22 protein-coding genes and 1 pseudogene are annotated in these 24,130 nt (G+C 37.3%); 13 read left to right on the plus strand and 10 right to left on the minus strand.

Annotated elements, in window-relative coordinates; genetic code table 11:
- Nucleotides 1-98 precede the first annotated feature (98 nt).
- The 10 genes from G8E00_RS15020 to G8E00_RS15065 all read left to right on the plus strand — a co-directional run bounded on the left by G8E00_RS15020 (nucleotide 99) and on the right by G8E00_RS15065 (nucleotide 9,963).
- Nucleotides 99-1,886, plus strand: a complete 1,788-nt coding sequence (locus G8E00_RS15020; protein ID WP_166225899.1) for a hypothetical protein — start codon at nucleotides 99-101, stop codon at nucleotides 1,884-1,886.
- 306 nt (nucleotides 1,887-2,192) lie between these two features.
- Nucleotides 2,193-3,680 (plus strand): SulP family inorganic anion transporter, encoded by a 1,488-nt coding sequence (locus tag G8E00_RS15025; RefSeq protein WP_166225902.1) that lies wholly within the window; start codon nucleotides 2,193-2,195, stop codon nucleotides 3,678-3,680.
- Between the two features lie 14 nt (nucleotides 3,681-3,694).
- Nucleotides 3,695-4,546 carry a universal stress protein gene (locus tag G8E00_RS15030; protein WP_166225905.1) on the plus strand — a complete coding sequence of 284 codons (852 nt, stop codon included), beginning with the start codon at nucleotides 3,695-3,697 and terminating at the stop codon, nucleotides 4,544-4,546.
- A 223-nt stretch (nucleotides 4,547-4,769) separates the two neighbouring features.
- A complete protein-coding gene (gene arsC / locus G8E00_RS15035; protein ID WP_166225908.1) occupies nucleotides 4,770-5,204 on the plus strand; it encodes an arsenate reductase (glutaredoxin) in 435 nt (144 codons plus the stop codon).
- A gap of 57 nt (nucleotides 5,205-5,261) precedes the next feature.
- Entirely contained in the window at nucleotides 5,262-5,582 is a 321-nt protein-coding gene (locus G8E00_RS15040) for a metalloregulator ArsR/SmtB family transcription factor (protein ID WP_166225911.1), read from the plus strand.
- Nucleotides 5,583-5,588: 6 nt separating this feature from the next.
- Nucleotides 5,589-6,062 carry an arsenate reductase ArsC gene (locus tag G8E00_RS15045; RefSeq protein ID WP_166225915.1) on the plus strand — a complete coding sequence of 158 codons (474 nt, stop codon included), beginning with the start codon at nucleotides 5,589-5,591 and terminating at the stop codon, nucleotides 6,060-6,062.
- A 7-nt stretch (nucleotides 6,063-6,069) separates the two neighbouring features.
- Nucleotides 6,070-7,113, plus strand: a complete 1,044-nt coding sequence (gene arsB, locus G8E00_RS15050) for an ACR3 family arsenite efflux transporter (protein WP_166225918.1) — start codon at nucleotides 6,070-6,072, stop codon at nucleotides 7,111-7,113.
- A gap of 5 nt (nucleotides 7,114-7,118) precedes the next feature.
- Nucleotides 7,119-7,823, plus strand: coding sequence for an arsenical resistance protein ArsH (gene arsH / locus G8E00_RS15055; protein ID WP_000174605.1), 705 nt, complete (start codon nucleotides 7,119-7,121; stop codon nucleotides 7,821-7,823).
- 17 nt (nucleotides 7,824-7,840) lie between these two features.
- Nucleotides 7,841-8,815: a thioredoxin-disulfide reductase gene (gene trxB, locus G8E00_RS15060; RefSeq protein ID WP_166225920.1), complete on the plus strand. Its 975-nt coding sequence runs from the start codon at nucleotides 7,841-7,843 to the stop codon at nucleotides 8,813-8,815.
- Between the two features lie 80 nt (nucleotides 8,816-8,895).
- Nucleotides 8,896-9,963: an ArsO family NAD(P)H-dependent flavin-containing monooxygenase gene (locus G8E00_RS15065; protein ID WP_166225923.1), complete on the plus strand. Its 1,068-nt coding sequence runs from the start codon at nucleotides 8,896-8,898 to the stop codon at nucleotides 9,961-9,963.
- 107 nt (nucleotides 9,964-10,070) lie between these two features.
- Here G8E00_RS15065 and G8E00_RS15070 read toward each other — a convergent pair whose 3' ends face one another.
- The 5 genes from G8E00_RS15070 to G8E00_RS15090 are packed head-to-tail and all read right to left on the minus strand — an operon-like array spanning nucleotide 10,071 to nucleotide 16,201.
- A complete protein-coding gene (locus G8E00_RS15070) occupies nucleotides 10,071-11,516 on the minus strand; it encodes a transposase (protein ID WP_166225926.1) in 1,446 nt (481 codons plus the stop codon).
- Nucleotides 11,509-12,624 carry a TniQ family protein gene (locus G8E00_RS15075; protein WP_166225929.1) on the minus strand — a complete coding sequence of 372 codons (1,116 nt, stop codon included), beginning with the start codon at nucleotides 12,622-12,624 and terminating at the stop codon, nucleotides 11,509-11,511. Before G8E00_RS15075 ends, G8E00_RS15070 begins: the two co-directional genes overlap by 8 nt.
- A 29-nt stretch (nucleotides 12,625-12,653) precedes the next feature.
- A complete protein-coding gene (locus G8E00_RS15080; RefSeq protein WP_000417085.1) occupies nucleotides 12,654-13,574 on the minus strand; it encodes a TniB family NTP-binding protein in 921 nt (306 codons plus the stop codon).
- A 4-nt stretch (nucleotides 13,575-13,578) separates the two neighbouring features.
- Nucleotides 13,579-15,489, minus strand: a complete 1,911-nt coding sequence (locus G8E00_RS15085) for a Mu transposase C-terminal domain-containing protein (RefSeq protein WP_166225932.1) — start codon at nucleotides 15,487-15,489, stop codon at nucleotides 13,579-13,581.
- Between the two features lie 22 nt (nucleotides 15,490-15,511).
- Complete coding sequence (locus G8E00_RS15090; protein ID WP_166225935.1) at nucleotides 15,512-16,201, minus strand: TnsA endonuclease N-terminal domain-containing protein; 690 nt, start codon at nucleotides 16,199-16,201, stop codon at nucleotides 15,512-15,514.
- Nucleotides 16,202-16,357: 156 nt separating this feature from the next.
- Between G8E00_RS15090 and G8E00_RS15095 the strand changes: the two are divergent.
- A pseudogene (locus G8E00_RS15095) lies at nucleotides 16,358-17,008 on the plus strand (ATP-binding protein); the annotation flags it as partial.
- A gap of 52 nt (nucleotides 17,009-17,060) precedes the next feature.
- Here G8E00_RS15095 and G8E00_RS15100 read toward each other — a convergent pair.
- Both G8E00_RS15100 and G8E00_RS15105 read right to left on the minus strand, forming a co-directional pair.
- Nucleotides 17,061-17,795 carry a TorF family putative porin gene (locus G8E00_RS15100; protein WP_166226586.1) on the minus strand — a complete coding sequence of 245 codons (735 nt, stop codon included), beginning with the start codon at nucleotides 17,793-17,795 and terminating at the stop codon, nucleotides 17,061-17,063.
- Nucleotides 17,796-18,163: 368 nt separating this feature from the next.
- Nucleotides 18,164-18,931 (minus strand): TorF family putative porin, encoded by a 768-nt coding sequence (locus G8E00_RS15105; RefSeq protein WP_166225941.1) that lies wholly within the window; start codon nucleotides 18,929-18,931, stop codon nucleotides 18,164-18,166.
- Nucleotides 18,932-19,453: 522 nt separating this feature from the next.
- On the opposite strand from G8E00_RS15105, the gene G8E00_RS15110 reads away from it, so the two are divergent.
- Entirely contained in the window at nucleotides 19,454-20,767 is a 1,314-nt protein-coding gene (locus tag G8E00_RS15110) for an OprD family outer membrane porin (RefSeq protein WP_166225944.1), read from the plus strand.
- Between the two features lie 97 nt (nucleotides 20,768-20,864).
- On the opposite strand, the gene ppa is transcribed toward G8E00_RS15110, so the two are convergent.
- Entirely contained in the window at nucleotides 20,865-21,401 is a 537-nt protein-coding gene (ppa, locus tag G8E00_RS15115; RefSeq protein ID WP_166012598.1) for an inorganic diphosphatase, read from the minus strand.
- Nucleotides 21,402-21,523: 122 nt separating this feature from the next.
- Nucleotides 21,524-21,925 (minus strand): MAPEG family protein, encoded by a 402-nt coding sequence (locus G8E00_RS15120; protein ID WP_166225947.1) that lies wholly within the window; start codon nucleotides 21,923-21,925, stop codon nucleotides 21,524-21,526.
- 103 nt (nucleotides 21,926-22,028) lie between these two features.
- On the opposite strand from G8E00_RS15120, the gene G8E00_RS15125 reads away from it, so the two are divergent.
- The gene (locus G8E00_RS15125) at nucleotides 22,029-22,409 is read left to right on the plus strand and encodes a hypothetical protein (protein WP_166012600.1); all 381 of its coding nucleotides are present in this window, start codon (nucleotides 22,029-22,031) and stop codon (nucleotides 22,407-22,409) included.
- 50 nt (nucleotides 22,410-22,459) lie between these two features.
- Here the strand turns inward: G8E00_RS15125 and G8E00_RS15130 are convergent, their stop codons facing one another.
- Nucleotides 22,460-24,130: an AMP-binding protein gene (locus tag G8E00_RS15130; protein ID WP_166012601.1), complete on the minus strand. Its 1,671-nt coding sequence runs from the start codon at nucleotides 24,128-24,130 to the stop codon at nucleotides 22,460-22,462.

Here is a 24,130-nt window from a genome sequence, read left to right on the forward strand (position 1 = left end):
TCGGTTCCACAAATAAATCAGAGTTTACACAAATAAACTAGAGCAAGAATAAAAAGTATATTATCTATAAGCTTTAATTTTTCATTTTGTAAAAATATATGCCTATTAATAATGACAAAATAACGACTATTGATTGCTTCCCAAATGATAATATTAGTCGAGTGGTTTATAGATATGGTGGACTTGTTCGAAATGAAGATAACGACTCAACTAATCCTTTTGTCGAAGTGTTATTAATTGAGATTAGAAAAAGTGATCAATGGTTATTTTTAGATAAGTGCTCAACATTCCTTGTTCCCGTACTTGATCTTGATGCTGTTCAACATGGCAGTATTTGGGATGGAAATGTTTTAACCGATCAATCCTATCGATTTTCAGGCAAACTCATTACAAAACGATTTTCTTTCGACTTCACCAATAATAAACCTAAGAATATAAAACTTACTGACAGAATCCCCAATACTTCTGAATACTACATTCCTTTAAAAAACTATTTCCTCCCAAATAAAGTTGATTATGTTCTTCAAGGCTATCCATTTACCAAATACACCAATGATTCATATCGTAAAGTGAATCACTGCTTAATGCATTCTAATGATGGAACTCAAGTCATCACTTCCTCAATTCATGTTTTACATAGCTTATTCGTCAATCGTAAAGATATTCGCGGACTCTTATTAGGAACTTCAAGCCAATCCATCATTAATCGCTTTTTAGAATCTTATACAACAGAATTTGAGGATGATAATATTGAATATAAAATAAAAATCAGAAAGCCCTATGAAGATATTGGCGAGACTGCAATTATTTTTCTTGCCAATCTAGCCTTAAATCAGCATGTTCAGACGATAGTTGATAAAATCCAAAGAAGTATGGAGATTACTGAGTTTAATCATCTTCAGCATGGCACAGGCACACGATATCCAATTGTATTTCCGCCACACCCTACAAAGCTTATTCTTGAAGCAGAAGGAATTTGGCTAGATGACAATAAGATACGCTTTTTTATTACTAGAGTGAAAAAATTTGATCCTATTAACGATCACATGATTGATGTCAATAAAGACCTTACTAATACTATTTCAAAACCTGATGAGAAAAACCCTCGACCTCGTGAAAAAACTCAAAATAAAAATGAGCATATCAATACACAAAAACCACCATCAAGAACAAGCGGTGAATACCGTAAGCGATCTGATGTGGAAACTGGAAATACACAAGATATTTTGAAGTATTCTTTTAATGAACCAACCAATGATCCAATTGAAGTTGGCACACCCAATCATCCATATTCAGATAAATCAAAAGATGTCGAAACATCATCTGATGAACCATATGGCAATAAAAATACTAAGATCAAAAAATCTGAAACTACAGATACACCACCTAGTAGGGATGAGCGCTTTGATATTCAATATATTATTCAATCTCTCCAAGAACTTTCTTCAGAAATGGACTCTCCTCTAGAACACCTGTCTGCAATTAATGAACATGGAGAAGTGATAGCGAGTATTAATTTACTTCAAATCAAAAAACTTGTGCCTGAACCCAAACATCCTTCATGGATTGATTATGATAAAGGGCGAAAATTATTATTCTTAAAATTAGACTTAAAAGATCAAAAAGATTTTTCCTATCTCATCGATATACATAAAAATAAAAATCATGAAGCATTTTGTGCTTTTCTTATCTTTACACAGCAGAAGTTAACAAGCGCACAAATTAAAAAAATCTGCATTGAGCTAGAAAGTGCCAAAGGAATCAAAAAATGGGCACTCTATTGTGATAGTTTTATTCATAAAATGATTGCAATAAAACATTTATACGCAACACCAAATGAATGGAAAAATCGCTTTAAAAACTTATTCATAAGTCTACAGAAGTAGATGGTTTTTTAAATTAAAGAGTATTTTTTACACAACCTTATGTATATGAAATCATTTGGTATTTCATATTTTCTATATAATTGCGAAATAGAAAAGAGTGAAATTGTAGTCCATTTCGCCTATACTACCTATTCAATTTACATTCTATTCGTATTCACACACTAATGATTTTGACTCCACCCTAAGTTTATTTACCCATCTTTTTGTAAATAACTCATCACTGTCTAGTGATGTGGTGTAGTCGCTTGTGTGTTGTATATATCACATCACTAGCCTTATCTAAAACTATATAAATAGGCTATTTCTATGTTTTCCAATGTACGAGAGCAATGGTTCTCGAATATCCGTGGTGATGTACTTTCGGGTATTGTCGTTGCTTTAGCACTTATTCCAGAGGCAATTGCATTTTCTATTATTGCAGGTGTCGATCCCAAAGTCGGGCTATATGCTTCATTCTGTATTGCAGTCGTGATCTCCTTTGTTGGTGGAAGACCAGGGATGATTTCCGCAGCAACAGGTGCTATGGCTTTGCTCATGGTTACATTAGTTAAAGAGCACGGACTTGAGTATCTACTTGCAGCAACGATTCTGACTGGGGTTATTCAAATTGTCGCAGGCTACATCAAATTAGGTGCTTTAATGCGATTTGTGTCTAAATCAGTGGTAATCGGATTTGTGAATGCGCTTGCAATTCTCATTTTCATGGCTCAACTACCCGAATTAACCAATGTAACTTGGCATGTATATGCAATGACTGCTGTTGGTTTGGGTATCATTTATTTATTCCCATTAATACCTAAAATTGGTTCTTTAATCCCTTCACCTTTAGTGACCATCGTAGTCTTAACCATTGCAGCAATAACATTGGGATTAGACATTCGTACTGTGGGAGATATGGGACAATTGCCTGACACACTTCCAGTCTTTTTACTACCTGATATTCCATTAAACCTCGAAACCTTAACAATTATCTTTCCTTATGCAGCAGCTTTAGCGGCTGTTGGTTTGCTTGAATCAATGATGACAGCAACGATTGTCGATGATTTAACTGATACATCGAGTGATAAAAATCGTGAGTGTAAAGGTCAAGGGGTTGCCAATATTGCATCAGGATTCATGGGCGGTATGGCTGGTTGCGCCATGATTGGTCAATCAATTATCAATGTGAAATCAGGTGGTCGTACCCGATTATCATCCTTCTTTGCAGGTATTTTCTTGCTCATCATGGTGGTTTTTATCAGTGATTGGTTAAAAATTATTCCGATGGCTGCATTGGTCGCAGTAATGATCATGGTATCAATTGGTACATTTAACTGGGATTCACTCAGAAATATTCGCCAGTATCCTCTCTCAAGTAATATCGTAATGATCGCTACAGTGGTTGTTGTCGTTGCGACACATAACTTAGCTTACGGTGTCTTGATTGGTGTATTGCTTTCGGCTCTATTCTTCGCAAACAAAATCGAACGTTATATGGCGGTTCAATCTGTATTGGATGATGCTGAAAGTACTAGAACTTACATTGTTAAGGGCCAAGTCTTCTTCAGCTCTGCCGATAAATTTACAGCAGCATTTGACTTTAAAGAAGCCATCTCAAAAGTCGTGATTGATGTGAGTCAAGCACACTTTTGGGATGTTTCGGCTGTAGCAGCAGTAGACAAAGTGGTCATTAAGTTTAAACGAGAAGGTACAGAAGTTGAATTGATTGGTATGAATAAAGCAAGTCAAACAATGGTTGAAAAGTTTGGTATTCACGATAAACCAGATGCATTAGATCGCTTGAGTAATCACTAAAAGGAGTTAGAACAATGTCAAAAATAATTGCATGTATAGATGGCTCACTCGGTACAAATACCGTATGTGATTATGCAGCTTGGTTTAGCCAAAAACTCAACGCACCTCTTGAACTTTTACACGTAATCGATACACCCAAAGCTCAAGCACCTCAAGATTTGAGTGGCGCAATTGGCTTGGGTAGCCGTGAAACACTTTTGCAAGAGTTGGTTGAGCTTGAAGAACGCAAGGGCAAGATTGAGCTTGAACATGGAAAAGTTTTGCTAAGAGAAGTAAAAAAATATGTACTCGAAAAGTTCAGTTTGGATGCTCATAGTTTCCAAAGACATGGGAGTTTATTGGAAACTGTTGTTGGATTGGAAGAAGACATTCGTGTGTTGATTATGGGCAAACACGGCACTCAGACTGAATACCGTTCTGACAAAATTGGTTCGCAGATCGAAAGTATTGTACGTGCTATTCATAAACCCGTATTGATTGCATCCTCTCCATTCCAAAAGCCACATTCATTTTTAGTTGCTTTTGATGGTAGTCCAACTGCAAGAAAATGTGTTGAACGCATTGCGTCAAGCCCATTACTTAAAGGTCTTGCAGTACATTTGGTTTATGTAGGAAATCCGAATAGTGAAATGCAAAATCAGCTCTCTTGGGCAAAAGAGCAACTTGAATCACAAGGTTTTAATATCACCTTGAATACGTTGGATGGTGAAGTTGATAAGGCAATTATCAATTACGCTGAACAGCATCAAATCGATTTGATTGTGGTTGGGGCTTATGGTCATTCAAAGATACGTCAATTTTTTATTGGTAGTACCACCACTAAAGTGATCACAAGCGCTAATAAACCAGTGCTGTTACTACGATAATTTCATGAAGAGGTAGATTTTTGGTCTACCTCTTTATTTTTAATAAGTTATAAAGCGATAAAATAACTCATAATTGGAAAATAGAGCTATAGCCATAAAACTGAGAAGACATCATAAATATAATAATGCCAGATCAAGATTTTATAAAATATAATATATGTATTTGCATATATATGTTTATTCGTATATAAATATATTCAAAGATTCAATTGAGTTTGAGCAAATGTCTGCTACTCCAAAAGTGAAGATTTATCACAACCCTGAATGTGGAACATCACGCAACACATTGGCCTTAATTCGTAATGCCAACATTGAACCTGAAGTGATTGAGTATCTAGTTACACCACCATCGAAAAATGAACTGATTCAAATGATCGTAAATGCGGGTTTAACCGTGCGAGAGGCAATTCGTAAAAATGTTGTGCCGTATTCTGAGCTAGAACTAGAACGTGATGATTGGACGGATGAACAGCTTTTAGATTTTATGCTTCAGTATCCAATTTTGATTAACCGTCCATTCGTGGTGACTGAAATAGGAACTCGTTTAAGTCGTCCGTCAGAACTAGTATTAGAAATTTTACCACTCCCACAAAAGGGTGCTTTCACTAAAGAAGATGGTGAACAAGTGATTGATGCAAATGGGCAGCGATTGAAATAAAAATTTCATGGATATATGTGAATATTGATATATCCATATATTTGAGTGAGTAAAAATATGGATCAAATCAATTTCTTTAAATGTTTAGCTGATGAAACACGATTCAATATCGTCATGTTAGTTCTTGGAAATAATGAACAGTGTGTTTGCGACTTGACTGAAAAACTAGAGTTGAGCCAGCCTAAGATTTCACGGCACTTAGCCTTACTGCGTTCTTCTGGTCTTTTACAAGATCGACGCCAAGGACAATGGGTTTACTACAGTCTCAATCCCAATTTACCCATTTGGTGTATAGACATACTTAACACCCTTAAAAAGGCTGATTTACAGCCAAAAGTTACTCCATCATTTCAACAAATCAATAGTTATTGCGAGTAGAACAATATGAAATTCCTTTTTTTGTGTACTGGAAATAGTTGCCGTAGCATCCTGTCAGAAGTGCTGTTTAATAGTCGTGCCCCAGAGGGTTGGAAAGCATACAGTGCAGGTAGTAAACCATCAGGGCAAGTACATCCATTGACCATAGAAACATTAGAAATTTTAGGTCTTTCAACAGATGGTTTGTGGAGTAAAACCATTGATGATTGTGAACAATATCAACCTGACGTAGTGATTACGGTTTGTGATTCGGCAGCGCAAGAAGCGTGTCCACTGTATTTAGGTGGAGCAATCAAGGCACATTGGGGCTTGGCTGACCCTTCACATTTAGACTTGCCGAAAGAAGAAAAATTACAGGCATTCCAAGTGACTGTAGACCATATCAATCGTCGTTTAGATGCACTATTTGCACTGGATACAGCGCACATGTCTCGTCCTGAATTGATTGCTTCAATCAATCACATCTCAGATATTGAATGAGAACATCATGGCTCAACAAAGATTATCCTTTTTAGATCGTAACCTCACGCTATGGATTTTCATTGCGATGGGGTTGGGAATAGCGATCGGTGTGTTCCTTCCACAAGCGTCAGTGGCATTGGATAAAATGAGTGTGGATTCCGTCAATATTCCAATTGCGATTGGTTTGATTCTGATGATGTATCCACCATTAGCAAAAGTAGACTATGCTGCGCTACCACAGGTGTTTAAAGACAAAAAAACCTTAACTCTGTCTTTGATACAGAACTGGGTGATAGCACCAGTATTGATGTTTGCCTTAGCCATTGTTTTTCTACATAGCTATCCAGAGTATATGACAGGCTTAATCCTGATAGGACTGGCTCGTTGTATTGCGATGGTCTTGGTGTGGAACGGTTTGGCCTGTGGGGATAACCAATATGTTGCTGCATTGGTGGCTTTTAACAGTATCTTCCAAATTTTATTTTTCAGTACCTATGCTTGGTTGTTCTTGACCTTCTTACCACCTTATTTTGGTGTTGCAGGGCAAGTGATCAATGTGGATTTCTGGACGATTACTCATGCGGTATTCGTGTATTTAGGGATTCCGTTCTTCCTTGGCTTTATGACACGATTTATTCTGGTTCGAGCGAAAGGTTTGGATTGGTATCAAAATGTCTTCTTACCAAAAATTAGCCCACTGAGTTTGCTTGCTTTGTTGTTCACGATTGTGGCGATGTTTAGCCTCAAAGGAAATGATGTGGTGAGTTTACCACTGGATGTTTTACGTATTGCCATTCCATTGACCATTTACTTTATCGTGATGTTCTTCATCAGCTTCTTTATGAGCAAATGGATGGGCAATGATTACCCTAAAACTACAGCAATTTCCTTTACTGCTGCGGGGAATAACTTTGAATTGGCGCTGGCTGTAGCGATTGCAACTTTTGGTTTAGCTTCACCTGTGGCGTTTACTACTGTAATTGGTCCACTGGTTGAAGTACCAGTGTTGATTGCTTTAGTCAGTGTGTCTTTGTGGCTCAGAAAAAAGTTTTTTAAAGCAGAGGTGTAATTTCTATGACTCTCCCAAATGTAGATATGAATCTTCTCGATCAACCTACTTTAGAAAAAGTACAAGCTAAAGAGCTGGATCATCCACCGCGTATTTTGCTGCTGTATGGTTCAAACCGTGAGCGCTCATACAGCCGATTGGCGGTGATGGAAGCAGGACGTATTTTGGAGCAGTTTGGCGCTGAAGTAAAAATCTTTCATCCAAAAGGCCTACCCTTACCCGAAGATGCAGACACAGAACATCCAAAGGTGAAAGAGTTGCATGATTTACTCGCTTGGGCTGAAGGAATGGTATGGTGCTCACCTGAACGTCATGGCTCCATGAGTTCAATTTTCAAATCACAAATTGACTGGATACCATTGGCAGGCGGTGCAATTCGAGCAACGCAAGGAAAAACTTTGGCATTGATGCAGGTTAGTGGCGGTTCGCAGTCCTTTAACAGCTTAAACCAGATGCGTATTTTAGGCCGTTGGATGCGCATGATCACCATTCCAAATCAATCATCTATTCCAAAAGCTTTTTTAGAGTTTGAAGAAGATGGACGGATGAAACCTTCATCCTTCTATGATCGAATTGTCGATGTAATGGAAGAACTATATAAGTTCACCTTGCTCACTCGTGGACAAAGTCAGTACCTCACAGATCGTTATTCAGAGCGAAAAGAGTCGGCAGAAGAATTATCTAAGCGGGTCAATCAACGTAGCTTATAAACTTTAGGTGATTAGAAATGCAAAAGAGACATTCTAAATTAGTGATCTTAGGTTCAGGACCTGCGGGTTATAGTGCTGCTGTATATGCAGCACGCGCAAACTTAAAACCCACATTAATTGCGGGTATACAACTTGGTGGTCAATTAACAACGACCACTGAGGTAGATAACTGGCCGGGTGACTCAGAAGGTTTAACTGGTCCTGTACTTATGGAGCGGATGCAAGTCCATGCTGAACGCTTTGGCACAGAGATTGTGTATGACCACATCAATGAAGTTGATTTAAATGTCCGTCCATTTGTACTAAAAGGCGACATGGAAGAATTCACTTGTGATGCACTAATTATTGCAACAGGTGCGACAGCACAATACTTGGGTCTTGAATCTGAAGCTAAATTCATGGGTCAAGGTGTCAGCGCATGTGCAACTTGTGATGGTTTCTTTTATAAGAACCAAAAAGTTATGGTCGTGGGTGGTGGTAACACAGCAGTTGAAGAAGCCCTTTATCTTTCTAATATTGCTGAACATGTCACCTTAGTTCACCGTAGAGACAGTTTACGTTCAGAGAAAATTCTACAAGATCATCTTTTTGCCAAAGAAAAAGAAGGCAAAATTAGTATTCTTTGGAATAATCAAGTTGATGAAGTCTTAGGTGATAATACTGGTGTTACTTCAGTTCGCTTGAAGTCAACTTTGGACGAAAGTATACAAGATGTTGAAGTTCAGGGCTTATTTGTTGCTATTGGTCACAAACCGAATACAGGTATGTTTGACGGTCAACTCAACCTACGTGATGGCTACATTCAAGTACAAAGTGGTACTTCAGGTAATGCAACAGCAACTTCTGTGGCAGGGGTATTTGCTGCGGGTGACGTTGCTGACAGCATTTATCGCCAAGCAATTACTTCGGCAGGCTCAGGCTGTATGGCAGCTTTGGATGCTGAAAAGTATCTTGATCAATTGAGCAATTTAAAGGCTCATTTAAACGCTTGAAAATTGTATAAAATACGCCCAGTCTGTTGAGCAGTTTGGGTGTATTTTTGATTATGACAATAAAGAATTGGAGAGAAGCTTTGACTCAATTACAAGCTGAAGTGGATGTAGTTATTATTGGTGGTGGTCAGGCAGCCCTTGCTACAGCTTATTTCCTCAAACGTAAGAAAATTCCATTTATTATTTTAGATGATCAAATTCAGGCGGGCGGTGCATGGTCACATGCTTGGGAATCTATTCGTCTTTTTTCTCCAAATACTTGGAGTTCGTTGTCGGGTTGGATGATGCCAACGACAGAACAAACCTACCCAACGCGAAATGAAGTGATCGAATACTTATCTGCATATGAGCAACGCTATCAATTTCCAATTATTCGCCCTGTACATGTCGATCATATCGAACAAAATGATGGTTATTTAGATGTGTATGCTGGCGATCAATATTGGCGAGCTAAAGCGGTGGTCAGTGCTACAGGGACATGGAGTCAGCCTTATATTCCGTATTATGAAGGACATGAACGATTTGAAGGATTACAAACACATTCAGCACATTATGTAAATCCAGAGCCTTTTATCAATAAACAAGTGATCGTTGTTGGTGGTGGTAACTCAGGCGCACAAATTCTTGCTGAAGTCTCAAAAGTTGCTGATACCACTTGGGTCACAGTAACACCCCCTCAATTTTTATCGGATGATGTTGATGGGCGTGTTTTATTTCTTAGGGCAACTGAACGTTTAAAAGCCCAACAGGAAGGTCGTGTGATTGACCAACCCGTTGGTGGGCTGGGTGATATTGTCATGATAGACAGTGTCAAAGAGGCCCGCGAACGTGGCGTATTACATAGCCGAGAATCTTTTACTGCATTTGAAGAGCATTCAGTTGTGTGGGCTGATGGTTCAACACAAGCTGTAGATGCTGTGATTTGGTGTACAGGGTTCAAAGCTTCATTGAATCACTTAAGAAGTCTTGATGTGGTAGAACCTGATCAGAAAGTTGCTGTTAATGATGGGCGCTCAGTAAAAGTAAATAACCTTTGGTTGGTTGGCTATGGGGAATGGACAGGCATGGCATCCGCAACACTCATTGGGGTTTCTAGAACAGCAAGATCAACGGTAGATCAAATAGCTGCTTATTTGGTTAATTTATAAGTTAAACAGGGTTATTAAAGTATTTTTAAAGTGCTATTCATACTCTCCCCCTACTAAGTTTAAGAAGGATATTTGCTAAAAATTTTACTGATAAAACAAATGGCTAGTTATTTTTTTTGATACTCTATGGGTTTTGGTAACCAATATGAATGCCCATTAAATCTTACATCATAACCATCTACTATTTCTGTAATCATTTCTGTTTTAATCTTTAAGGCATCAATGTAATGAAGTTGGTGAAAATATCTAAGTCCATTTCTGACCCAACTTAGAATAAGTTCACTGTCACTTAAATCAGTTTGGGTAAGTGCAACAAGTTCCATTTCTAGTTTTTTCTTTTGTTTAGTCTTTAAAAAATCGGATTTTTTCAATTTTAAATAATCAATGGAAGTACCGTAATTTTCATTTAAAAAGTTAATGAATCCAGTGAGTGCAGCAGCTTGACCCGAATAATCAGCCAAATACGCTTTGACATGCTCCAAATTTGGTAACTGATTACTTTCTCCCTCCATTGACAACATCAACGCCACAGCAGGCTTTACAGCCAACCTCGCTGAGCGTATTGAAGTTTCACCTCGTTTGATTTTTTCTTCTAATTTATTCTTGTATTCCAGTACAACATCATAAGCCAAAGATGGTTGAAAAATACGTTGCACAAGTTTTTCCATCTGATCTCGTTCTGAACAACTTTTTCTGTTATCCATATCTATTCGAATGTCATGCACCTCTTCAAGCCATTGCATCACCAATTCAAATTTTCTAAGCCCACTACTTCGTAACCTTGCTAATAACCGCTTTGTTGTAGGCACAGATTGATTCCAATCTATTTCGGTTTTCATAAAGAAATGGGTATGTTTATTTATATATAATGCGGCTTTATGTGATCCCACTTTCTTTTCTAACCAGCCTGTATAGTTTTCATACTGATGCTTTAAGTAGCTAGACTCAAATACTTTCTGATTTTGATCAAATTTATTCCATAAATTTTGATGCCAATAACAATCATCGCATAAATCAGCACAACCTGCTGCAATCATACAATGACATGCTTTACAGGATTTCTGAGGCTTATCTCTACATTTTTTACACGTTCTTTGTCCTGATGCATCAGACTTCAATAAGCGATGTTTCTGGCACGATGGACATGTCTCATAATCTCGTGTCGCACATTTTGGGCATACCCGTAGATCATCATTAAATCGTGAAATTCGGGTCAATTTTTGTGATGGCGTACCACATCGTTCACAAGGCTCAATGGGTCTAAAATACACGGAACAACTATTACACACCACACCATATTCGGTCAGCTTACCTATTGGTTTATTTGTCTGATTACATCGAATACAGGGTTGTTTCTTAATACATTCATTACAAATGGCTTGTTCATCATCTCTAGGGAGTCGGGCAAAGTCACCACAACTTGGGCATAATCGTTTTTTAAAGATACGGGCATAACAAGTCGAACAATATTTCTTGCCTTTATATCGTTTTTTTATGAAAGAAACAGACTGATTGCATCCATGACAGTCATGTTCAATAACATTTTCAGTCAATATGCCTCGCTCCACTATTATTGCTTCTTCTTAATAAATTTAACCATTGACGTTGTACACTTGCTTTAGATTTTGGCTTAGTAACAGTTATTGCTGCACGAGAGACAGGATAATGTCTTGTAGGCTTAATCATTAAATCTTTCATCTGTTGGAGCTGAACAGGAAGTTTCTTACGCTTATCCCAAAAGTTTGCATGACTAATTCCGTATTCCTTTGAACGCTGTATTAGTAAATTACATGGAATATCCATAATCTGATCCAATATTGAAAGCAAAACTATTCGCTCCTGAGTATTCAGATATTCAAATGCCAAAGGAGTTATTGGATTTGGAAGATGTAAATTTACGTCAAAACTTTCAAATAATTGAATCACATTTTTATTGGGCGTATTGATCAAAAATCTGATCTCACTAAGCCATGCACGAGCAATTTCAAACCATACTTGAGAAGTCACTGGGGATTGATTATAAAAACCAAATTTTTGTTTTAAGACTTGCTCTGCTTTATTTTGGAAGTTTAAAGCATTTAAATTGATGTTTTTGCTTTCCTCACAATGCCTTAAATCAAAACCACATGTCGTACAGATCGCTAAACAACCATGTTCCATATCGGCTTTAAATGGTTGGATCGTCACACCACATTCAGGGCAATGGTCAATTAAACTTACCTGATGCTCAACACAACTACAATGCCACCCCATACGCCACATTAAACGCAAATAAGGCGGATTTTCACGACTTTTCAAGCATTCAACACACACTTGCCGACCTGATGTATTTGAGCGGTTTCGTGTGCCCAAGGATAAAACCCAAGGGATATTTTGATTTGGATCATAATTTGGCTGTATCTTAGAAACGACGCTACTCAACATCGATTGCTGTATATTCTGTTTTGACTCCATACTATGAGATAACAGAGCATCGAACCTTTCTGCATCTACTCCTTTGTCTAAATCAATCGTTAAAGCTCTCCATTTCCCCCATAAAGCCTCAATGAGAACCATAGGTGAGCAACCTACATCTAAGGCGGAACGAATCAACCACGATGAAAATATTTCCCCTTGCTGAATGGGAGTTCTGATATACCAACATTGTTCAGGTTGACTCATCTCTACCTCCCTATAATGATTTAGCAAAATTAACTCAGGCTGAGATTTATATTTCTAATATTTCTTAAACCCTCCGTAGGTTTAAGCCATTTAAACTTATGTACAATGTCATAGGTAATTTCTTCATCACCTTGTAAAATGGCTTCTTTAGCACACTCCACCAGTAATCGATTTAAATCCCCCAAATTTCCACCTGACACTTCAAAAATCAACGTAGCAATCTCTTTGGATGCAAGGTTAGACTGTTTTTTTAACGGCAATAGTCGAACATAGCTCACTAATAATCTTAAAAAATCTTGATTGAGTTCCCATTTTGGTAAATTCACCACATCAAAACGACTGGCATATTGCGGATCAGTATGCAGTATGGTGATTGCTTCACGAGTACCGACACCTACGATATTCAGACTCAATTCATTGCTGAGATTCTTGAGCGTATTCATGACTTCGGGAAGCAATTTGGCTGAACCTGTCAGACAATTATGAATTTCATCGATAATCAACATTTTTGTTTCATACTTACGCATCAAGTGTACTGCTTGATTTCGTAATTTGGCTTCAGGATCACTTGCCCGAAATGGCACAAAGAAGTGATTTAAAATATTAATATAGAGTTCTTTAACATTGGCTTTTGCTGGAGCAAGTATCGGCAAAACAGGCTTGGTCACGGACAACAAATCCATGTCGGCATCACTTACGGTTTTTGTATAATACTGTCTAGCAAACTCATGAATGATGGTTGTTTTGCCCATGTTGGAGTCGCCAACAATCAACAAACATTCTGGTCTTAGTTTCCTAGGGCGATTCAGAATATCAGTCAATGTATTCATGATGGTAATAGCTTTCTTATAGCCAATCCATCGATCAGTAAATAATGTCTCAATTCGTTCACTATCGCTTAATTGCATGATTTCAAGTACATGCTCTGCAAGATGTTCATATTTTTCCATTGCATCACCTTAAATCATCAAATGCAGTTAAAGGGGTACTCCACAAATCATCACTTGTCTGAATGCTTTCAGAAACTACAGCCTTTTTAGACTGATTCTGTTCGGAAAGCTGAGTGATGGCTTTTTCATTTTCCTTTTTTCTTTGGTTTGAGCGACGTTGCTTTCGAGTCAAGCTTCGAGCCTGATTAAGCTGTTCACGTAGATGTAAAATCGCCTTGTAAATCTCATCTTGATTCTGAACATCCTGACGCTCACTTTTGAGATAGTTCTGAACCTGCTTATATTCAAATAAGCTAATCGGTGGTATCTCTCGCTTTGCAGTAGGTACTTTAAAATAGGTATTAGAAAATGGCTCATAAAACCAAATCTGTGAAATATCCCTTGGATCACGCTTAAACAAGAATTTTCTTTTGCGCTTTCGATTATTGTCGTCTGGATCAATAGAATTAACCCATTGCCTTAAACAGTCTGCAAAATAGAATAAGTTATCTTTTTGCACCCCTGTACGCTGAATGGTCGCTTCAAATTCAGGTAGAAAATCAATAAACAAGGTATCTTCATCTGATACACGTTCTTTCAAACCCGTTCCTGCTGTCGTCTTCGTTCCCCAAACACCTTCTTCCCATTTAACACTAGGTGATGTTCCTAAAGCTGAATGCTTCTTTTGATGATAAACTTTAGTAATCCAATAAACGATATAATATTCAAGTTCCTTTAATGTCATACAGGCTTGTTTAGCGGAATCATAAGTTCCTCGCTGCTGCACATTTGAAAAAGTTGTACCATCCAGTACATGCATTTCAAGATTGACAATACCAAGCATACGTTCAATATGGCCGCCAAATCTCGCCCCACCAATTGGTCTATATTCCCAATGAATCCCATATTTTAGACAAGCTTTACTGATGTGATTGGTTCTAAAGTCGGGTCCATTATCTGTATGCACCGAGTCCATGATCCCTTCGACCTGCCATTCAGCATCAATATCCAGTTCGATCAATTTGCGCTTTTTTGACAAAATACAAGATGCTATACACATCGCCACTGAGGTCGTACTTGGTGCTTCTAGTGATAAGTAATACCCTACGATCATCCGACTGAAAACATCGATTGCCAAGGTTAAGTGAGGTTTTCCAATCGCTTCTCTAAACTCATCATCCACGATTTCAATATCTAGAGGAGTATGATCAATCTGCACATACGCCAAAGGATAATCAGCATTTGGAAATGAACCCGCAGCAGCTTTAAATTTATCTATTGCAGCTTTTGATCCAAGACGTGCTTTTGTTACTTGGTAATCATTTAAAGCCTCGATTCTTCTACGAATAGAGTTTTCATGCGGTGCTTCAAGCTGAAGCCGAGAACACTCTGCTTTTACGATTTCAATCGTTTTGGAAATACTTGGTTTCTTCGCATTCAAATATTCATCATTGATGGCTTGTTTAATGATATTGCTCACTTGAGGTGATAATCTTGATTTCTCAGTTGTCCAACCTCGTTTTTTGGGAATCAACGCCATTAGAGAGTTATTTTCTCGATAATCTTTAAGCCATTTCCACAATGTTGAACGATTCACTTCATATTCACTCGCCCTGTTTTCGACCAGTTCAGTCGTTGAATACTCAATCAGTGGTTGAATAATTTCATAACGCTGTAAGGCAATCTGCCAAGCTTCATTACTTATATCCTGATCACCCTTATTCAGATTCTCAGTTTGCGTATTCTCCCCATCAAAAACGGTCAAACTTTTAGCATTAACCTGTAAGCTACGAACGGAATCCAGACTAGATATGATAATGTCATTGGCATTCAGAACATTCACAATTTTATAGGGATGCCCCTCATAACTGACAACAACATTGGGTTTTAGAATGATACGACTACGATCGATACTGACAGCATTAGATTCAATCATTTAGATACTCCTCGCACATGCATCAATTTTGGTTCACCCATATCACTGTTTCAGCCGTTAAAGGGCAATACAAATCACAAGTAACGATTCTCTTTGCTACTAGTGCCCAAACTTGGTGAATCCCTTTTAAAACATTGGTTTTATCTTTAAAAATATGGGCAGGTAATTGATTAATTGTTGATTGACCTAATTTTTGCAGAGTATCGAGTAATAATTGTTGATCAACAGCATCGATATGAGAGCGTCTAAATTTTTTTAAGAAATTAATATTTTCCCAATACTGATCATATAATCTTGTTTCACTGATAATTTTGAACTTCCATCCTTTATCAGCAGCAAAACGATGAGCTGCTCTAAATTTTGGTTTTAACTTATCCCAGTCCTCAACAAGCTTTTTCTTAGGCTTAATTTCGATGAGCATTGGTACTGGAAAATCCTCAAAATCTTCACAATTCGAGCTTGAAAACTGCACTAAAAAGTCAGGGGTGTAGGTTGATTGATTACCCAATTCAGTGATGTAGGGGATAACTACAGGTTGACCTATAACATCAATCACATTGTTATTAAATTCTTGCTTAAGTATGAAATCTCTCTCGAGTGTGGATTCAAACCAAATAGTTTTTTCACCTCTAAAGGCATAATTTCCAGAAATACTCCCATAAACAGTTTGAGCTTTTCTAACAGGTAAGTATTCGTCACTCAATTTTTTCATAAAAATTCACCATTCAGGCACTCGTGCCTATTAATGTAATTTCTTAAGTCACTCTTATCTATTTATGTAAATAATCTAATTTAATTGTGTGGAATTAGAGTGACAACCTATTGATTATCTATAATGCCACTCTATTCTATTGCTGTAAACGACAGTGGCTCAAATCCTAAACCAGGTGAAATTACTTTAGCCCATTTAGGCGTTTTATTTTTAGATGAATTGCCTGAGTTCGATCGTAAAGTCTTAGAAGTCCTGAGACAGCCGCTTGAATCAAAAGAGATTGTGATTTCTCGTGCTTCGAGGCAAATTACCTTCCCTGCCAATTTTCAATTTGTTGCAGCAATGAATCCTTGCCCATGTGGTTATGCATTTAATCAAGACAGTCGTTGTCAATGTTCAGCAGATGCGATTAAACGCTATCAAAATCGAATTTCAGGTCCACTCATGGATCGTATAGATTTGCATATTGATGTTCCTCCGTTAAAACCGCAAGATTTACAAGACACAACACCTGTTGAAAACTCTGCGACAGTGCGTGAACGAGTCATCAAAGCATATGATCTTCAAATGCAAAGACAAGGTTTTTTAAATCATGCTTTATCGCCAAAACAATTAGAACAATATGCAGGTTTGGATGATGCTTCGCAAAAGATTATGGCTGTTGCTCAACAAAGACTAAATTTATCTGCGCGTGCTTATCACCGAATTATGCGAGTTGCTCGGACGATTGCGGATTTAGATGTGCAGAATCAGATTCAAACACACCATGTTTCAGAAGCATTATCTTATCGATCACAAAATCAATGAAAGTAATAATTGAAAAAGCGACTCAATAGAGTCGCTTTTTGATTTGATCTGATTAGAAGCTATAACCTACACCAAACACAACTTTGTTCTTGTGTTTATTGTCAAAACGATCATAACCACCAATAATATAATTCATGTTTGCTGTTATGCCTGTATCACCTAATGGTTTACTCAAACCAATATCAAAGTGACGGAAACCAAAAGTCTCTGTTGAAGTATTAAATTTGCCATTTTCTTTATAATAGTACAGACCAAGCGCTGTATCTAAACTGAAATCTTTTGGCAATGGATAGCTATAACTTGCTTTTAAATATGTATCGCCACTATTTCCCCAAAGTGTATCTTTTAACAAAGTTTGAGCGGTTACAGCTACATCTTTATAGTTTAAGCCCAATAGCAGTTCAAGGCCATTATTATCACTTGTACCGACATCATAGTAGTAATAGTACGTACCACCAATGGTATAACCTAAATCATCACTAATTTTTCCGTTATAACCTGCATAGAAATTGTTTTCCATCGGGTTACTAGTACCATAAACATCTGTACCCAGTGTAGAAGTCCACCAACCTGCATATAAGCCAGACGCATGGCTATAATCTAAACCACCTTGAAGAGTTGCGTCAGTATTTTCAGGACTTGTTGTATTACCACGTAAAATATAACTAGAAAGTACGCTAATATTCCCAGAAAAGCTGTGTGTAGGTGTTGCTTCTTCAGCCGCAAAAGTAGCGGTTGATGCAGAAGCAATGACTGCTAGCGAAAGTGCTTTTAATGTAGATTTGATCATGTAATTCCCCCACCTTGTGTTCGACGTTTTTATGGTTAATTTGATAAACTCGATAGAGGTTTTGCAATTGCTATGCCAAGAATAAAAATTATTTTTTTTGAATTTTATTTTTACATTATAAATAATTGATATTTATAAATTAAATTATATTTTTTAAGATTAAAAAACCATACAAGAACGCACACTATAAAGATTTATAGATCGATAAAACGTGACACGCTTATCTATTTTCAAAATACAATTTTGCTTACAAAATGCGCTATTTTGAGTCTATTTTTTAAACATATGTCTGTTTGTTGATCTAAATAGGTGCGTGCTTTTTATTCAAAATAGACTCAAAACTTTTACGTTTCTATACAGTTCGCTTAGAAACTGTAATTCATCCCAAAGACCGTATAATTATCGAAGTTATCACCCGTTCTGGTTTTTCCACCCCAAATATAATCTAGCGTAAATTGTAAACCTGTCTCAGCAAAATCTTTACTCACCCCTAAACGAGCTTCTGTAAACGTTGTCGTTTTAGATGTGGTTAAAACAGCATCATCACGTCGGTCATTGTTAAAAGAAAAGCCAACTGAGCTATTGAGACTAAAATCATAAGGTAAGGCATAACTATGTGCAGCACTGACATATACATCTCCTGCATTTGCATAAGATGCATCAGCAAGCATGACACTTGCCCCCAAGGTCAACTCTTTATACGTCATAGTATTAATCAGTTCATAACCATTGGTGCTGCGTTTATCTCGATCTTCATAGACATTGCCTGCATTGGAATACACATAGACAGTTAACTGAGAACGGAAACTTAAGTCTTCAGTCACTTCTTTTTGGTAACCCATATATAAATCGTTTTCAATACCCGAGCTTTTATCTGAAATTGCAGGGTTATAGTTTAAGTTTGAGCCCCAATAACCTATAAATAATCCACTCTGATGTGCATATTCAAAGCCAATTTGCAGGCTGACATCATCATTTTCTTCGCTACCACGGTAAATATACTTATTTAACAGTGCAACATTACCTGTTAATTCACCCTTTGATTTGCTCTTCGGTTCTACTTCTGCAAATGTAGTGACCGAAGTTAAAGTTAATAATCCAGTAAGGGTGATTTTAGGTAAGGATGGTTGCATTGAATTCTCTTCAGACAGAAAAAATAATATAAGGATGAAAAATTAAGTGCGGATTTTAAGAGCACATCTAAAACGATTGCAATTATTTTGTTTATTTTTCAACTAATTCAACATAAGAATAGATATTATTTGTTAAGTGCTTAGTTTTTCTAAATATTTTTTGAATTCAGGTTTCAGTAATACATCACTATTTCATTAATTTTTCATTTATTATATGAATAACTTATAAATAAAAAATCACTTTAAATGATTTTATTGCTTGGTTTTTTGCTATTTTTTTAAACATATTGATCTACAATTGATAATTAAACCGATAATGCATTCTCATTTAAAGATTAAAAAATCGCCACATAAAATATTTTCATTTAATATCAATGTATTATATTTACCAAAAAATTGAATTTGAACTTTAGTTTAAAAAATATAAAATTGTGATACTTTTTTGTAGAATACTTATACAATCCACACCCCCACAGACATTTTTATTTTTATTTTTTCCTTTTGTATGAGGCGAGCCCCCCAATGCAGATAACACAAAAATTAATTTTAGCGTTAATCATTCAAGCCACTTTTTTAACTACAACAAATGCAAGTGAGCAAAGTGAATCAAAAGGTTTTATTGAGGATGCCGAGGGATCAGTTCTATTCCGCACGGGTTATGTCACTCGTGATCGAGATCCAAGTGCTGATTTAAGCTCAGCAGGTCAAGCTGCTATTGTTGAACTCAAATCGGGTTTTACCAAAGGTACCATCGGTTTTGGTCTTGATATTATTGGTGATGCTGGCTTTAAATTAGGTGAAAACGCACATAATGGTAATGGTATGCTGGTGAAACGTGATGATGGCTCAGCATATGACCATTGGATGCGTGGAGGCGGTGTCGTAAAAGCTCGTTTCTCAAATACAACAGTGACTTATGGTACTCACGTCCTTGATATTCCTGTACTAGCAAGTAATACCGCACGTATTGTTCCAGAATATTTCACAGGTTTCTTAGTGAAAAGTCATGAGATTAAAGATCTTGAATTGGTGGCTGGTAAATTTACTAAAGACCAATATTCAGATCGTTTGTCATCAGATGGTAATCATTTAGATCGTGCTGTCATTTGGGGTGCGGTTTATAAGTTTAATGATCGTATGAATGGTTCTTATTATGGTCTTGATGAACAAGACTTGATTGACCGTCATTATATTAATTTGAACTATACGCAACCTTTAGCTGATGATAGCTCTATTAATTATGATTTCAGTGGTTACTACACCAAATTTAGTAAAAATGCCTCAACTTACTCAGCAACCGGTTATGTTCAACCTGGATATAACATTTCAGGCAATGCAAATGCAGGATTTGCAGGTGTAGAAAAGTCCAATAGTATCTGGAGCCTTTCAGCAGACTATAAAAAAGGACCTCACAGTGTTTTACTGGGTTACCAACAGAATACTGGTAACGTAGGTTATGACTATGGAGGTAATGCCGATGGTTATCAAAGTATTTATGTGTCGAACTCATATTTATCTGACTTTGTCGGAAACCATGAAAAATCTTTACAGCTTCGTTATAACTACAACTTCAAAAATTGGAGTTTACCTGGTTTAACTTGGACATCTGCCTTTGTTTATGGTTGGGATATCGATGTCCTAAACTCGGATAAAGAAGGGAAAGAACATGAATTCTTTAACCAAGTCAAATACACCGTTCAAGATGGTTTTGCTAAAGGCGCAAGTTTACGTTTACGTAATTCAATGTTACGTGCAAATGCAGCGTACACCCCTGTATATATGGGGAACGTCAATGAATGGCGTATCTTCTTAGATATTCCTGTGAAATTGTTTTAATTTAATTAAAACATAGAACTGAATAAAAAAACCGGCATCTAAAATGCCGGTTTTTTATGACCCTGTTTTCATCAAACAAGATCAAATTCACTGAGGATTATTTGTTTGCAGCTTTGTACGCTTCGATTGAGCTCAATACTTCTTGTTTTGCAACATCAGCACCTTCCCAACCACTTAATTTCACCCATTTTCCAGCTTCTAAATCTTTATAGTGAGCAAAGAAGTGTTCAACTTGTTTGATCAATAATTCTGGAAGATCAGTATATTCTTGAACATTTTTATACAAAGGTGTCAATTTTTCATGTGGAACAGCGATCAATTTCGCATCAACACCACCGTCATCTTCCATGTTCAATTTACCAACTGGACGGCAACGAATCACTGAACCTGGTTCAACTGGATATGGGGTAACCACTAATACATCTAATGGATCGCCATCAAGTGACAATGTATTTGGAACATAACCATAGTTTGCTGGGTAGAACATTGCAGTACCCATGAAACGGTCTACAAATAACGCATCAGAATCTTTATCGATTTCGTATTTAATTGGCGCTGCATTTGCAGGGATTTCAATAATAACGTAGATATCGTTTGGTGCGTCTTTACCCGCAGGGATGTTACTGTAGCTCATAAGAAACTCTTTGACAGTGAAGTATTCAGTAAATAGTGTCGATTATAACGCTTTAACACGCAATCATTCATCGATTATACAATTTTGATCGGCTTTTTGGGTATGGCTATTGATCAGTTTTTTTAAGAAACCAATTTAATCACAATCAAGAGTAATGCAATGGGGCAAGCCATTGATAAAAACCAAATAATTGATCTTAATGTTGCCCAGTTAGCCATATAACAAATGCCATACAATACACGTAAAACTAAATATGCAGTGCCCAAAAGCATAATAAAGAACTGTGGAACCACCATATATTCCGCCATCAAAATTGCGGAAATGAAAAGCGGTAAACTTTCAAAACTGTTTTGCTGTGCTGCATTGGCACGTGCTGCCAGACCTGTTGTTTTTGCCAGAAATTCTCTTGGATTCTGGTTATCTTGGGCTTTGAAACCTGCTGCCATTTTCGCAACAATGGTAAAAAAATAAGGCATTAAACAGGCAATTAAAATTAAATATATGATGCCATCAATCCCATGCATGAATTTTCTATCCAATAAATTGTTTTAAGTTCTATCATAACACGGTGTTTGTGAGATAATTTTTGTTTAATTATTGCGTTTTGCTAAAATCATTGGAGCTGAAATGGTAAATCCCGACCAAAAAGAGCTGTTTGATGTCTTAAATCAGCAAACCGAGCATCAAAAACGCGTGGATCGTGTTTTGTATTTTGTTCTCCCAATCACTGCTTTTTTACTGAGTGTCATTTGTGCAAACTTAAATTGGCAGTCCACCTTAGGTACTTTTGTTGTTCTTGTTGTAGCATTTATTGCAGTCGGTATCAAACGACAGAATTTAAAAGTTTGGTTGCTTTTAGTTGCCATTTATAGCTTGATTGATGTGTATCTGAGTAGCAAATATTCGTTTCCGATACAAGCTGTGGGTCGCCATACAGGGACAATGCTGACCTTCACAGGTATTGTTGGTATTGCTCGACCTTATATCGATCGTTGGATGTTAAAGTAAAATTGCATTAAAAAAAGCGCCATGAAGGCGCTTTTTTATGAAGTTCTGAATTACTTACGTAAATCTTTACGTAGAATTTTACCTACATTTGATTTTGGTAATTCATCCATAAATTCAACATAACGAGGGCGTTTATAACCTGTTAAGTTTTCTTTAGCAAATGCCAAGACTTCTTCTGTGGTCAAAGACGGATCTTTTTTCACAACAAAGAGTTTAGGCACTTCACCAGATTTTTCATCAGCGACACCAATTGCAGCCACTTCAAGCACTTTCGGATGTTGTGCAATCACTTCTTCGATTTCAGAAGGATAAACGTTGAAACCAGAAACCAAGATCATGTCTTTTTTACGGTCTACGATTTTCACATAACCACGTGAATCCATCACACCGATATCACCAGTACGGAAGAAACCGTTGGTCATCACTTTTTCTGTTTCATCAGGACGATTCCAGTACCCTTTCATGACTTGAGGACCGCGAATCGAGATTTCACCTTGTTCACCCAAAGCGACGTTATTACCATCATCATCCAAAATCGCAACTTCAGTTAATGGCAATGGAATACCAATCGTGCCACTGAATTCCATCGATTGTGGTGGATTTGCAGTTGCAACAGGTGAGGTTTCAGATAAACCATAACCTTCAATGATGTTGGTGCCTGTAATTTTTTTCCAAGCTGCAGCCGTCGAAGGCAATACTGCCATACCACCGCCCATAGCCATTTTTAATTTGCTATGGTCAAGCTGTTGGAATTCTTCATTATGCACTAACGCATTGAACAAGGTATTTACCGCTGGGAAGAAACCAGGTTGATATTTACGAAGTTCCTTAATCACAGCAGGCAAATCACGAGGGTTTGGAATCAAGACGTTCGCTTGACCTTTATACATCCCGTAAAGTGCACACACCATGAATGCAAAAATATGGTAAAGCGGTAAAGCACAGAAGATACGATCATCTTTGTCACCGTCTTGTTTACCAAATTTACTTTGGAAAATACCATCACACTGAAGCATATTCGCTACAAGGTTACGATGCGTAAGTTCAGCACCCTTAGATACGCCTGTTGTTCCGCCCGTATATTGAAGGACAGCAGTATCGCTCAGTGATAAGCTTGGACGCTTGTAGTTCGACGGATTAACCTTAGACATTGCTGCATTAAATTTAACGTGTCCAGGAATGCTCCAAGCAGGAATTTGCTTACGTACTTTACGTAAAACAAAGTTCACTAATGTACCTTTTAAAGCACCGAGCATATCACCAACAGATGCAACAACAACGTGTTTCACAGGTGTTTTACCAATAATGGATTGGTAAACAGATGCAAAGTTCTCAACAATCACAAGTGCTTCAGCACCAGAGTCATTTAACTGATGCTCAAGTTCACGTGCTGTATATAACGGATTGACATTGACCAACACTAGACCAGCGCGGAACACACCTAATGCAACCACAGGGTATTGCAGAACGTTCGGCATCATCACAGCAACACGCGAACCTTTTGCTAAACCTAAGCTTTGCAAATAAGTTGCGAATTTACGGCTGGCAACATCAAGTTCATTGAACGTCAATACTTTATCCATGAAGATAAAAGCATCTCTTGAACCAAATTTCTGGAAATTACGCTCAAAAATATCAATAAGCGAAGTACTTTCCGGTGGCAATTCTACAGTTTCTGGAATCCCAGTCTTTTGGTATTCAGCGAACCAAATCTTTTCCAT

The sequence above is a fragment of the Acinetobacter shaoyimingii genome (genome assembly GCF_011578045.1).
Classification (GTDB): domain Bacteria; phylum Pseudomonadota; class Gammaproteobacteria; order Pseudomonadales; family Moraxellaceae; genus Acinetobacter; species Acinetobacter shaoyimingii.

Bases quoted from the DNA above. Each gene is read 5' to 3' on its own strand.
- G8E00_RS15025 (WP_166225902.1), top strand. From the start codon at position 2,193: ATGTTTTCCAATGTACGAGAGCAATGGTTCTCGAATATCCGTGGTGAT.
- arsB (WP_166225918.1), top strand. From the start codon at position 6,070: ATGGCTCAACAAAGATTATCCTTTTTAGATCGTAACCTCACGCTATGG.
- G8E00_RS15085 (WP_166225932.1), bottom strand. From the start codon at position 15,489: ATGATTGAATCTAATGCTGTCAGTATCGATCGTAGTCGTATCATTCTA.
- arsH (WP_000174605.1), top strand. From the start codon at position 7,119: ATGACTCTCCCAAATGTAGATATGAATCTTCTCGATCAACCTACTTTA.
- G8E00_RS15090 (WP_166225935.1), bottom strand. From the start codon at position 16,201: ATGAAAAAATTGAGTGACGAATACTTACCTGTTAGAAAAGCTCAAACT.
- G8E00_RS15130 (WP_166012601.1), bottom strand. From the start codon at position 24,130: ATGGAAAAGATTTGGTTCGCTGAATACCAAAAGACTGGGATTCCAGAA.
- G8E00_RS15110 (WP_166225944.1), top strand. From the start codon at position 19,454: ATGCAGATAACACAAAAATTAATTTTAGCGTTAATCATTCAAGCCACT.
- G8E00_RS15020 (WP_166225899.1), top strand. From the start codon at position 99: ATGCCTATTAATAATGACAAAATAACGACTATTGATTGCTTCCCAAAT.
- G8E00_RS15040 (WP_166225911.1), top strand. From the start codon at position 5,262: ATGGATCAAATCAATTTCTTTAAATGTTTAGCTGATGAAACACGATTC.
- G8E00_RS15030 (WP_166225905.1), top strand. From the start codon at position 3,695: ATGTCAAAAATAATTGCATGTATAGATGGCTCACTCGGTACAAATACC.
- G8E00_RS15075 (WP_166225929.1), bottom strand. From the start codon at position 12,624: ATGAGTCAACCTGAACAATGTTGGTATATCAGAACTCCCATTCAGCAA.
- G8E00_RS15120 (WP_166225947.1), bottom strand. From the start codon at position 21,925: ATGCATGGGATTGATGGCATCATATATTTAATTTTAATTGCCTGTTTA.
- G8E00_RS15125 (WP_166012600.1), top strand. From the start codon at position 22,029: ATGGTAAATCCCGACCAAAAAGAGCTGTTTGATGTCTTAAATCAGCAA.
- ppa (WP_166012598.1), bottom strand. From the start codon at position 21,401: ATGAGCTACAGTAACATCCCTGCGGGTAAAGACGCACCAAACGATATC.
- trxB (WP_166225920.1), top strand. From the start codon at position 7,841: ATGCAAAAGAGACATTCTAAATTAGTGATCTTAGGTTCAGGACCTGCG.
- G8E00_RS15105 (WP_166225941.1), bottom strand. From the start codon at position 18,931: ATGCAACCATCCTTACCTAAAATCACCCTTACTGGATTATTAACTTTA.
- G8E00_RS15045 (WP_166225915.1), top strand. From the start codon at position 5,589: ATGAAATTCCTTTTTTTGTGTACTGGAAATAGTTGCCGTAGCATCCTG.
- G8E00_RS15080 (WP_000417085.1), bottom strand. From the start codon at position 13,574: ATGGAAAAATATGAACATCTTGCAGAGCATGTACTTGAAATCATGCAA.
- arsC (WP_166225908.1), top strand. From the start codon at position 4,770: ATGTCTGCTACTCCAAAAGTGAAGATTTATCACAACCCTGAATGTGGA.